Below are 12,131 nucleotides of genomic sequence, written 5' to 3'. Positions count from 1 at the left end.
CCTCGGAGCGCTGCCCGTCCGGGGCGCCGGAGCGGTCGTCCCCGGGCGACGGGCTCTCCTGCCGCCGCTCCTCCGGGGGACGCGTGGGCTCCGGGGAGTGCGAGGGCTCCCCGTCCGGCGCGGACCCGCCGCCTCCGCCGCGTACGACCGAGCCGACGGTGGTGCCCCCGCCCCCGCCGCCGAGTTCGGAGCCCGAGGCCAGCTCGAAGCCGGTGATCCCCACCATGGCCGTGCCGAAGACGACGGCGGCGGCCAGGAGCGGACGCCGCCTGCCCCGTGCCCGGGTGCCATGAGTGGTCGCGGCGCCGAACTCCCCGTCGTACGGCCGCTGCCCGTCACGGTGGGCGGGCAGACCTTCGACGGACTCCGCCGGCGTCCGGCGGGCCTTCCGCGTCCGGCGGGTCTTCGGCCGTGTCTGTACCGCGGCTTCGCGGATCTGCTCGCCGGTACGGCTGAACAGATGCTGGAAGAGCGGTCCGCCGCTGGTGGCGACCACGCTGACGACGCCCGCGCCGATGATCGTGCCGTAGACGCCCAGCCGGGAGGCGAGCACGGCGGCGGCGATCGCCGCGAGGGCGCTTCCCGCGACCTGCGGAACGCTCACATCGGGCCGTCGTTCACGCTCCTGGGTCCGGTCCTCTGCGGTGTCCGGCTTCTGATGCATCCTCAGCCCCTGTTCGCCTTTCTGGCTCGTACGTACCCATGAGGGACAAATGGGAGAAGTGAATAGTTCCCTTTGAGAAGATTCTGTGAATCAGTTCACCCGTGACGCACCCGCGATCCTTGTGCCGCCGGTGCACCGCCCCGCACGGGGAGAAGTTCGGCGGCGCGGCGGTCCACCCGGATGGCCCGAATGGAGTACTGTGGCGAACCCTGGGCCCAGGCTCCCTCATGGGTGCCCGGAATCCAGGAAGGGGGCCGAAAGCGGCGCTCGAACCGGCGTCGCCGCGATATCGCTGGGATATCTGCACGCAGAGTGATCAATTGGTCACACTGAGTGGCAAACGGGTAACCTTGCCATAACGGTGAACCAGGGCCTGTGCCCGACACGCCGGGCAACTCGGCAAGGTTGTGGCAGGCTGCACCCGGGCAGGCCACACTCGACTAGCGGAAGCAGCGACGCAACAGGTGACGTCGGCAGGCACCACCCGGGAGGTCCCCATGCCCGAACTGCGTGTCGTGGCCGTCTCCAACGACGGCACACGACTGGTGCTCAAAGCTGCCGACAGCACGGAGTACACCCTTCCGATCGATGAGCGGCTGCGTGCCGCGGTCCGCAACGACCGCGCCCGGCTCGGCCAGATCGAGATCGAGGTCGAGAGCCATCTCCGCCCCCGGGACATCCAGGCGCGGATACGGGCCGGAGCCTCCGCGGAGGAGGTGGCCCAGTTCGCCGGCATCCCCGTGGAGCGGGTGCGCCGTTTCGAGGGACCGGTGCTCGCGGAGCGGGCCTTCATGGCGGAGCGGGCGCGCAAGACCTCCGTACGCCGTCCCGGCGAGAACACCGGCCCCCAGCTCGGTGAGGCGGTGCAGGAGCGGCTGACCCTCCGCGGCGCGGAGAAGGACACCCTGCTCTGGGACTCCTGGCGGCGCGACGACGGCACCTGGGAAGTACTGCTCATCTACCGGGTGGCGGGCGAACCGCACTCGGCGAGCTGGAGCTATGACCCGCCCCGGCGACTGGTCCAGGCCGTCGACGACGAAGCGCGCGCGCTGATCGGCGAGACCGACGACACCATCGCCGCGCAGGAGCCGAGCTTTCCGTTCGTGCCCCGGATCGCGCGACTGCCCAGGGACCGGCCGCTGGACCGTACGCTCGACCGCCCGCTGGAGCGTCCGCAGACGGCTGAGCCGCCCGGGGAGAGCGAGCGGGACTCCCTGACGAGCCTTCTGGAGGCGGTGCCCAGCTTCCGCGGCGACATGGTCGTGCCGGAACGCCCGGTAGTGGACGGCCTGGAGGAGACGGACGACGAGCAGGACGCCGAGGAGTCGGTGGCCCCGGCGGCGTCCGCGGGCGCGGGCTCGGCGTACGCGGATGTGCTGATGCCCCCGAGGTCGGTGGCGGGTCACCATGACCGGCTGACCGGCACGACGGACCGTCAGGCCGAGGCGGACGGCGTCCGTCCGGGTCGGCGCGCGGCCGTCCCCAGCTGGGACGAGATCGTCTTCGGCACCCGCCGTAAGAAGCAGGAGTAGGCCGTAGCCGGTCGGTCGTCGGAGCCGCCCCCTGGCGCGGCCCCGACGACCGATTGCCGATTGCCTATCGCCGTCCGGCCAGTTCCTCCAGCCGGGCGTGGAGCCGCTCCACCTGGTGCTCGGCCTCCGGTTTCATCAGCACGCTGCGCAGCACGCGCGCTCCGTCCGCGTCCGCCGCCACCTCGGGGCGGCGGGCGGTGAGCGCGCTCGCCGAGGCCCGCAGGGTGCTGAGGAAGACGGGGTCGTCCGCCGCCATCCCCTCCCGCATCACCCGCTCCGACGCGGCGTCGACAGCCGACAGACAGAGCGGGTCCGTCACCGGGAAACAGGTGACGATGTCCAGCTCGGGCCGCTGATAGAGCTCCACCGCCTCCGACGACTCGATCAGCTCCGCCCAGCGCAGCGCCGCTCTCCGGCCCGCCGCCAGCACTCGCCCCAGCCCCTCGGGGGTCGGCGGCAGCAGCCGGAAGGTCAGCCACAGGGCGGCGGCCGAGGCGCCGGCCCGGGAGCACTCCAGGCTGATCTCGCCGAGGTGGAGCTCATCGGAGGTGAAGTAGGTGTAGGGCGAGTCATGCAGATAGAAGCGGCCCACCTCCGGGTCGGCGAAGAGGACCGCGCCGCAGCCGTAGGGCTGGAGTCCGTGCTTATGCGGGTCGACCACCACCGAGTCGCACCGGGCGATGGCCCGCCAGGGCGCGGCGGCCAGCCCGGCCGGGCCCTCCGCGCCCGCGAGCAGGGTGAAGAACCCTCCGTACGCCGCGTCGACATGGATACGGACGCCGTACCGCTCCCGGAGTGAGAGCGCCTGGTCCATCGCGTCTATCGCGCCGAGTCCGGTGGTGCCCGCGGTGAGCACCACGGTGCCCACCCGGCCCGTGCGCAGCAGCTCCTCCAGGGCGGTGAGATCCATCCGGCCCTGGTCGCAGACCGGGACCGGATGCCCCTCGACGCCGAGCACCCGGCACATCCGGCCGTGGGTGTAGTGGGCCTCGGAGCTGAAGGCGATCCCGCGGTCCGGATGGAGCTCGCGGGCGACGAAGAGGGCTTCCAGATTGGCGACGGTGCCGCTGGTGGTGAGATGTCCGAGGGCGGTGAATCCGAAGAGGTCCGCGAGCTGCTGGATCACCTCGCGTTCCATCAGCGCGGTGGCCGGACCCCCGTCCAGCGCGTGGTTGTTGGGGTTGATCAGCATCGCGGTGACATAGCCGACGACGGCCGCCGGATGCGGGGGCTTGAGCATCTGGCCCGCGTAACGGGGGTGGAAGAAGGGATAGTTGTCCTTCAGCCGCTCGGTGAACTCGCCGAACACCTCGGCGAAACGGTCGTCGTCCACGGCGAGCGAGGGATGGGGCTCATAGGGGCCGAACCCCGCCGACCAGCGGGCGTTGGATCGCGCCGCCTCGCGCAGCCAGTGCTCAAGGTCCATGGGTGTCCTCACAGGAGAGGTTCCACTGCGTCGGCTGCGGCCACCAGGCGCACGCCGACACCGTCGGGGCACTCGATGTTCTACGGGCCGGGCTGATCCGTCGCAATGCCCAACCGGCATGGCGAGAAGCCCCCGGATTCATCCGGGGGAGGAGTCACCTGGGCGTGCCGGATGGGCGTATCGCCCAGCTCGGCCCGGATCATGCGCTCGGTCTCGGCAATGGGTCGGGCCAGGCACGAGCCCTCCTCGGATCTGATCCCGTGACATGCGTGAATTCGTCCGGGTTCAAATTGTAGGTCCGTGCCCGGCCTTGCCGTCCCGGTCAGTACCGGTCAGCTCCGGTCAGCCCCGGCGGGGGGCGACCAGCCGTGCCGCGCGGGCTTCTTTCTCCGCCTCCTGCCAGAGGCGGCGCAGCATCCGCGCCCGCTCGGCCGGACGCATCCGCGAGATGGCGATCTCGGCGCAGGCGACGCCGTCCGCCCAGGGCATGGTGAGGGTGGCCCGCTGCCGGGGGATGGCGGACAGCGGGTTCGACACCGCGGACGGGTGGTGCCGGGTCTCGGCGGACCGGGACTCGGTGGCGGCGGCCCGGGCGTCCGCGCGCTGCTTCTGCTGCTGAGGGGTGAGCCGGGAGAGATTGCGGACATGGACGACCTTGCGGCGCCCCGCGAGCAGATCGGCCTGGAGCTCGGGGCCGAGTTCCAGCACCGAGAGCTTGGAGGAGATGGTCGACTGGGCGATGCCGAGACGCTTGGCGGCCTTGTTCTGGGAGCCGTAGAACTCGACCAGCTTCTTCAGGGCGTAGGCCTGCTCCAGAGGGTTCATGTCGTCGCGGTGGACATTGGCGACGAAGGCGGCTTCGAGCAGTGAGCGGTCGGTGGAGACCAGGGCGTCGTCGACGCTGACCCTGACCCGGGTCAGCCCGGCGAGCCGGGCGGCTTCGAGGCGCCGGTGACCGTCCACGACGATGTAGTGGGCGTCCGGGGCGAGTTCGACGGCCCGGGCGGGCCGCTCCCGGACATAGGCCCGCACCGAGGCGACGGTGATGGCGTTGACGAGGCCGATCTCGCGGATACTGGTGGTCAGCGGCTCAAGATCTCTCAAGGCTTCGCGTGGATTGTCAGGGTTCTGACCGATCCAGCTCAGCGGCAGCTCCGACGGCTGCCGGTTCGCGGCGTCGGAGTGGGTCTGCCCTTTGTCGAGCTCGGTGGACATCTCTGAGGACATGCTGATGGAACCCTTCCTCTTGCCTACCGCCCGGTTTCCCCGCCTTCAACCCCGGGCAGATTGGCAAACTCTCAGACGCCACCGGCCACAGCCTGGCCATGACCTTGCCATTCGCTTGCCACTTGGCGAGCGAACGCAGAGGATGCAATGCATGACCGATGGATGCACCGAGGGACGCGTTGCATGACCGATGGGGGAATGCGGTTCTCTGTTCTGGGGGGCCTGGAGTGGTTCTCCCAGGGAGTCGCGCTGCGGATCGGCCGCCGCCGGGAGAGACTGCTGCTCGGTCTGCTGCTGCTCGACATCGGCCGGGTGGTCCCGGCCAACCGGCTGATCGACCTGCTCTGGGACGAGCGGGAGCCGCCGTCGAGCGCGCGCGGCAGCCTTCAGGTCCATGTCTCCCGGCTGCGCGGGCGCTTCCTGGAAGCGGAAGCCGCGCGCTATGGCTTTGCGTTGACCAGGGCGAGCGACGGGTACCTGGTCGAAGGCGACCCGCTCGCCGTCGATCTGCACAGCTTCCGCTCTCTGGTGCAGAAAGCGGAACGGACGGACGACGCCGCTGAGCGACTCCGTCTGATCGAACGCGCGCTGGCCGAGTGGGGCGGCCCGGTGCTCGCGGGCACCGCGTCGGACGCGCTGGTGCGACGGCTGGGCACCGGCTTCGACGAGCTGTATCTGTCGGCCGTCACCCAGCGGGCCGAGGCCCGGCTGGCGCTCGGTCAGCGCGGGGTCGTACTGGAGGAGCTGGCCCGCGCCACGGCGGAGCATCCGCACCATGAGCGGCTTGCCATGCTCCGAATGATCGCGCTCTACCGGGCGGACCACCGGGGGGAGGCGCTGGAGGTCTTCAACGAGACCCGGGCGCGGCTCGCCGAGGAGCTCGGCCTCGACCCGGGCGCGGACCTCCAGCGCGTCCACGCGCTGATCCTCCGCGCGGACACGGCACTTCTGGAGGGGGGCGCGGTCCCGGGGCGTGAGGCGGCCCGGGGCGACGGCGCCGCGGACGGGAGCGCGGCGGACCGGACCGCCCGGGACGGCGCGGACCCCGACCCGGCGGAGCGGGGCCGCAGGTCCGGCGGGCGTACGGCCGAGGTCCGTCCGGCGTCCGGGCACGAGCCGCACGACGGACCCGACCCGAGCGGATCGGGCCGCGAGGGCGTCGACCGGGGCGGCCTCGGCCGTCGCCGGACGGACCACGGCGGCCCCGGCGAAGGCGGCGTGTACCGGGACGGCACCCGCCGCGGCGGCTCCGCCGCCGGTATGCGGCGCGGCACGGCGGCGCCCGAGGGCGCGGCGGCTCAGGACGGTGTGGCCTACGACGGTGCGGCCTACGACAGTGCGCCTTACGACAATGCGCCCTACGACGACCGGGGGCCTGACCGCCGGACGTACGACCGCACGGGCTACGACGACCGGTCTCGCGACGGCGGGGCCGATGAGCGTATGCCGCACGGCGGCTCGCGCTCCGGGAACCCGGCTCTCGACCGCGCGCCGTACGAGCGCGGATCCCCCGACCGGCCGCCGCGCGACTCCGCCCCGGCCGGGCCGGGCCGCTCCGCCGAGCCCTCCGACGGCGATCCCGCACCCGCCCGCGCCGAGGCCGAATCCGTACAGCGCATCTCCCGAACCGGCGGGTTCATCGGCCGGGAAGTGGAACTGGCCCAGCTGACCTCGCTGGTGGAGGGCGCGCTCGGCCGCTCCGGCGTGGTCATGATCGTGGGACCGGCGGGCAGCGGAAAGACGGCGCTGGCCCTCCAGTGGTGCCGGGGCACCAACGAAGCCTTCCCCGACGGCCAGCTCTTCCTCGACCTCCGCGGACACAGCGACGAGAGCCCGATGAGCCCCAAGGAGGCCCTGTCCGGGCTGCTCCGCGCGCTCGGCGTCCCCTATCAGGACATTCCACACGCAGCGGCCGAGATGGCGGAGCTGTACCAGCGCAATCTGGCCGGGCGGCGGGTGCTCATCGTCCTCGACAACGCCGAGTCCGCCGATCAGGTCCGGCAGTTGCTGCCGTACGAGGACGGCTGTCTCGCCCTGGTCACCAGCCGCAACCGCCTCGGCGCGATGATCGTCAGCCATGGCGCGGCGATGCTTCCGCTGCACCCGCTGGCCTCGTTCGAGGCCGAGGAACTCGTCCGCTGTGTGGTCGGCGACGACCGGGCCGCGGCCGAGCCCGAGGCCCTGGGCGAACTCGTCGCCATCTGCGGCCGGACCCCGCTGGCGCTTCGGATCGCCGCCGCGAACCTGGCGCTCCGCCCCGACTTCCGGATCGCCGACCAGGTCAGGGATCTGCGCTCGGGCAACCCCCTGGAGAGCCTGGCCGTCGCGGGCGACCCCGACTCCGCCGTCCGCAGGGCCTTCGAGCTCTCCTACCGCAGGCTCGACCCGGAGGCGGCCGAGGCCTTCCGGATGCTGGGGCTGCTGCCCGGACCCGCCACCACCGTCGCCGCGGTCTCCGCGCTGCTGGGACGCTCGCCCGGCTCCGCCTACCACCTCCTCGACCGGCTCTTCGCCGAGCACCTGGTGGAGCGCAACGGCCAGGAACGGCTGCGGCTGCACGATCTGATCTGGTGGTACGCACGGCTGCTGGTGGACCCCGAGCGGACCCGGACCGTGCACCGCGAGGCGCACGGCAGGCTGCTGCACTGGTACACCGCGTCGGCGGACGCCGCGGCCCGCAGCCTCTATCCGCAGATACTGCGGCTGGACCCCGATCCACTGCGGCCCGGGGCCCGGCCCGAGACATTCGACGGCCCCCAGCAGGCAGCCGACTGGTTCGACGCCGAACGTGCCGATCTGGTCCGGCTGATCGAGGCGGAGACGGAGACCGCGACCGGGCCGGGGCCCGTGACCGGGACCGAGACCGGGACGGAGGCTGGGGCCGCGACCGGGACCGGGACGGGGGCCGGCACAGGGGCCGGCACGGCGCCGGACGGCGAGCCCTCTCCCGCCGTATGGATCCTCGCGGACACCCTGCGCGGGTACTTCTGGCTCCGCCGCGACGCCGAGACCTGGATCCGGGTCGCCACCGTCGCGCTGCGGGCCGCGCGCGGAGCCGAGGACTTCCGGGGCCAGGCCGCCGCCCATCAGAGCCTCGGGCTCGCCACCTTCACCACGGGCGATCTGGAGCTGGCCCGAGGCCACTTCGAGCAGGCCATCGAACTGGCCAGAGAGGCCGGCTGGGGGGTGTGCGAGTCGGTCGCCCTGTCCAACCTGGCCGGCGTCTCCGCCGACATGGGCCTGCTGAGCCAGGCCGCCGAGTACTACGACCAGTCCATCACCATCGACCGCCGGCTGCGCCGGACACCGCACCAGCCGCTCCAGGGACTGAGCGAGGTCCTCTATGGAATGGGACGGCTCAGAGAGGCGGAACGACTCTGCAGGCGGGCGCTCGCGCTCTCCCGGAAGATGTCCGCGCCCGACAGCATCGCGCGGGTCAGCACCACCCTGGCGCTGATCTCCCTGGACCTCGGGCAGCTGGAGGCGGCCCGCGAACTGGCCACGGCCTCCCGTACGGGATTCCAGGGCATCGGCAATCTCGCGGGCGAGGCCGAGGCGGTCTGCGCGCTCGCCATGATCGCGGCGGAGGGCGGCGACGGGACCGGGGCGCTGCGCGCCGCGCTCACCGCCTGCCGGCTGAGCCGCAAGGCGGGACGGCCCCGCCTCAAACTGGAGGCGATGCTCGCCATGGGCCACGCCCGCTACCAGCTCGGCCAGTACGAACGGGCCTACGAGCACTTCCGCATCGCGCGCGTGACCGCCGAGGAGACCGGCTATCTCAAGGGCCGCACCATGGCCCTGCTCGGACTCGGGGTCTGCGCGGCCCGGGTCGGCCGTCCGGCGGAGGCGCTGGGCCACGCCGGAGCCGCGCTCACCGCCGCGCAGGAGTCGCAGCTGCGACTCCTGGAGGGGCAGGCGCAGGCGGTCCTCGCGGTGGCCCAGGCATGCCGGGGCGATCTCGTGGCGGCGGTGCGGGCGGCCCGGCAGGCGGAGGCCATCCATATGACGACCGGATACCGTCCGGTGCACTCGCCGTTCGGCCCGCCGGCCGAGGGCCTCGACCCGGCGGCGGGCCACGACGCCTTCCGCCGGCTCCAGGAGGCGCTGGAGGGACAGCCCCAGCCCTGAGCCTCCCCAGGTTGTGCTGTCGGAGTCCCGTCTGTCTGCCTGGGCCGTGTCGTCAAAGCCCTTCTGTCCGGCGGGATCCGGCACGCACACTCCCCTGGGCCGGGACCCCGGTGCGGGGCCGGGGTCGTGAAGTACGCTCGGAGCCGAAGGCCCAAGGGAGAGCCGATGAGCCGATGGAGACCGCCGGGTGATTCCGCGTCCGCCGGCGGGACGACCGGCCGATCCCGGTGCACAGCCGCCGGCCTCACCCGTGTCGCAGTTGGGCCGAACGGGTGAGGGGGGCGAGGATAGGCGTATGAGTAGGTACGAGAGGTACGACGTCACCGACGAGCAGTGGGAGGGGCTGGCACAGGTCGTCCCCCTGCGCGGTCGTAACGAGTGGCCGTCCAGAGTCGACCACCACACCGTGCCGCAGGACCGCGCCGCCGTCGAACAGCGCCGTATGGTCGTCCTGCGGGTACGGGTCTTCTCCGACGCGCGGGAGGTCGCCGACTACCTCATCGCGCAGATCCCGGTGCTCCTCGATCTCACCAGCGCGGACGCCGACGTCGCCAAGCGCATCCTCGACTTCAGCAGCGGCGTCGTCTTCGGCCTCGGCAGCGGGATGCACCGCGTCGACCGCAATGTCTTTCTGCTCGCCCCCCTGGGCACGGAAGTCGACGGGATCACCGAGGCGACCGACACCTTCACCCGCCCCATCCCCCGTTCGTAGGAAGGGCGGGGCGGCGGAACGGTTCGGCGTGCCGGCCTCTGCCGCCCCCTGCGTACCGTCCGGCGCATGGACACCGACTCGCGGCTCAGCAGCGCGCACCAGATCCTCCGCCCCGCCCCGCCGGACCACCACCCCGCCCTCCGCCCCGCCCCGCCGGACCGCCCGGCGGACACCCGCCCCCGCGTCACCGAGCTGCGGCTGACCGCCTTCCGCAACCACCGGCGCACCACCCTGCCGCTCACCCCGCTCACGCTCCTCGCCGGGGCGAGCGGCAGCGGCAAGTCGAACGCGTTACAGGCGTACGAGGCGCTGGCGCTGCTGGCGGCGGGCGCCCGGCTGCGGACGGTGTTCCCCGAGCCGGAGCGGTGCGTCCCCGAGTGGGCGGTCGCCGACGAACAGGGGCGGCGGGGGTTCCGTATCGGCTGTACGGTCGACGGCCCCGTCGGTCCGGTACGGCTCGACCTCGCCGTACAGGCGGAGCCGGAACTCCGGCTCGTCGGCGAACGGCTGAGCTGCGGCGGGCGGACGCTGCTGACCACGGCGCTGCGCGATCCGCGACGGTCCTCGGTGCAGGCCGCCTGGCATACGGCGGGCTCGGCGCGGGTCACCCGCGCACCACTGCCGGGAGACCGGCTCGGCACGGCGCTGCTGCCGCTGCGGGTGGCGGGCCGGACCGAGGGTCAGTTACAGGTACTGGCGGCGGCCGAGCAGACCGTGGTGGCGCTGCGTTCGGCCTTCGTCTGCGATCCACGGCCGTACGGAAGACACCGGCCGGCGCCCCTGGGGGACGGGCCGCTGCGGTATCCGGCCCTCGCGCTGGTGCTGCTCACCGGGCCCGCGCTGCTCGCCAGGGACCACGCTACGGAGGTTCCCGCGGCCCTTCGTTCGCTGACGGTCCTCGCGGACGGCTTCGACCGGTGGCTCGACCGGGGACAAGCGCGGGCACTGCTCTCGCTGGCGGCCCGGACGGCGGCGCGCGGGCAGCTGCGGCTGGTGGGGGCGGTCGCGGACGCGTCGTTCGCGCGGGGGGCGGACGGGGTGACGGTGGTAGATCTTCTGCCATGACGAGTGCGGAGAGCGGTAAGAGCGGTCAGGGCGGTAAGAGCGGTCAGGGCGGGAACGGTCCGGGCGAGCCGGACGGGGGAGCACGGCCGGATCTGGCGGAGCTCCAGCGCAGACTGGCCGAGTTCGCCCGGGTGCGCGGCTGGGAGCCGTACCACACGCCGAAGAATCTGGCGACGGCGATCGGGGTCGAGGCGGCCGAACTGGTGGAGATCTTCCAGTGGCTGACGCCCGATCAGTCGGCGCAGGTGATGGACCGGGAGGAGTCCGCGCACCGGGTGCGGGACGAGGTCGCGGATGTGCTGGCGTATCTCCTCCAGTTCTGCGAGGTGCTCGGGGTCGATCCCCTCATGGCGCTCTCCGACAAGATCGACCGCAATGAGAAACGCTTCCCGGTGACGTGAGTTCGGGATGGGATCAGGGGGAACCGGGGCTCCGATCCGTCACTGATCAAGGAAATGTCACTCTCCGGAGTCAGTAACGGATCGACAGCCCACTTCCTGTCCAGAGATTTCCGAATTCCTCTAGCGTTTTGGCTCAAGACGTCTCACTCTGGGTAATGAAATGAGTGGGTAGATACGACGTACGGACGGGGGCGCGTACATGGATGCGGAACGACTCATCTTCGCGGGGCGGCATGCTCTCGCGCAGAGCCGGACGGTACCGGACATCGTGGCGGAGGCATGGCAGGCGCAGGCCCTCGCCCAGGCGATCGGCGGGCGGCTCGCGGTGTACGGCCCGCCCGAACTCAGAGGCGAGGCACGCGGGCTGAGCGAGACCGGCGGACGAGGAGTGGGCGCGCTGGAGCACCCCGGAGTGCACAGCGGCGGGATCAGAGCGGCGCAGCTCTCCGGGATGGCGGACGCGCGCGCGACGCTGCTCGGGCTGGGAGCGCTGCTGGGAGATGTGGGAATAGCCCTGGTCCAGGTCGCCTGCGGCACCGACGACGAAGGGCTGTACTGGAGCTGCGTCGAGGCGATAGACGCGGCCGACGAATCGAGCGACCGGGTGCGCACGATGCTGCGCAAGCTGGCCGCCCGTGAGGCGGGCAGACCTCCCGACGCCCGCCGGGCGAGAGCCGGTCCGATCGCCGTGCGGCCGGACCGGCCGCTGCCGTCCCCGGCGGACTCCTCCGGTTCGCCGGGCCGGTCAGGTGCGGTCGGGGCGCGGGGACTGCCCGGCGCGCAGGGCTCGCAGGGCTCCTGTGAAGCGCCCGGGGCGGTGGGGGAGCTCCCCGGGGAGACGGGGGTGAAGGAGAAGCCGGACGCGGTCGACTCGACGGCGGGCCGTCTGTGAGGGTCGGTCCCCTTCGGTCCGAGTGGTGTTGACGCAGCTCATCGACCGGTGCCGCCGGTGTGGGTGGGGCCCCTTGGGCCCGAG

At 72.4% G+C, this 12,131-nt stretch carries 8 protein-coding genes and 1 pseudogene; 6 read left to right on the top strand and 3 right to left on the bottom strand.

The annotated features are described in order from the left end of the window. Positions 1-664: hypothetical protein (locus FF041_RS10110; RefSeq protein ID WP_194291986.1), on the bottom strand; the 664-nt coding region annotated here is incomplete at its 3' end. Between the two features lie 464 nt (positions 665-1,128). On the opposite strand from FF041_RS10110, the gene sepH reads away from it, so the two are divergent. Continuing rightward, positions 1,129-2,196 (top strand): septation protein SepH, encoded by a 1,068-nt coding sequence (gene sepH / locus FF041_RS10105; protein WP_323372177.1) that lies wholly within the window; start codon positions 1,129-1,131, stop codon positions 2,194-2,196. A gap of 64 nt (positions 2,197-2,260) precedes the next feature. On the opposite strand, the gene FF041_RS10100 is transcribed toward sepH, so the two are convergent. Next, on the bottom strand, positions 2,261-3,622 hold the full coding sequence (locus FF041_RS10100) for a pyridoxal phosphate-dependent decarboxylase family protein (RefSeq protein ID WP_153522230.1): 1,362 nt from the start codon (positions 3,620-3,622) through the stop codon (positions 2,261-2,263). A gap of 342 nt (positions 3,623-3,964) precedes the next feature. Then, positions 3,965-4,849: a ParB/RepB/Spo0J family partition protein gene (locus tag FF041_RS10090; protein ID WP_153522228.1), complete on the bottom strand. Its 885-nt coding sequence runs from the start codon at positions 4,847-4,849 to the stop codon at positions 3,965-3,967. A gap of 183 nt (positions 4,850-5,032) precedes the next feature. On the opposite strand from FF041_RS10090, the gene FF041_RS40025 reads away from it, so the two are divergent. From FF041_RS40025 to FF041_RS10060, 5 genes and pseudogenes are all read left to right on the top strand, one after another. After that, a complete protein-coding gene (locus tag FF041_RS40025) occupies positions 5,033-8,977 on the top strand; it encodes an AfsR/SARP family transcriptional regulator (RefSeq protein ID WP_267133182.1) in 3,945 nt (1,314 codons plus the stop codon). A gap of 295 nt (positions 8,978-9,272) precedes the next feature. Then, the gene (locus FF041_RS10075; RefSeq protein ID WP_153522226.1) at positions 9,273-9,689 is read left to right on the top strand and encodes a cell division protein SepF; all 417 of its coding nucleotides are present in this window, start codon (positions 9,273-9,275) and stop codon (positions 9,687-9,689) included. A gap of 66 nt (positions 9,690-9,755) precedes the next feature. Further along, complete coding sequence (locus FF041_RS10070) at positions 9,756-10,754, top strand: ATP-binding protein (RefSeq protein ID WP_228388122.1); 999 nt, start codon at positions 9,756-9,758, stop codon at positions 10,752-10,754. Then, a complete protein-coding gene (locus FF041_RS10065; protein WP_153522224.1) occupies positions 10,751-11,155 on the top strand; it encodes a nucleotide pyrophosphohydrolase in 405 nt (134 codons plus the stop codon). Before FF041_RS10070 ends, FF041_RS10065 begins: the two co-directional genes overlap by 4 nt. A gap of 199 nt (positions 11,156-11,354) precedes the next feature. Next, positions 11,355-11,855, top strand: a pseudogene (locus tag FF041_RS10060) (DUF6099 family protein); the annotation flags it as partial. Positions 11,856-12,131 lie beyond the last annotated feature (276 nt).

It is taken from the genome of Streptomyces jumonjinensis, from assembly GCF_009600885.1.
GTDB classification, from domain to species: Bacteria; Actinomycetota; Actinomycetes; order Streptomycetales; family Streptomycetaceae; genus Streptomyces; species Streptomyces jumonjinensis.
The sequence above is the reverse complement of the archived record's forward strand: the minus strand, read 5'-3'. Positions and strand labels throughout refer to the sequence as shown.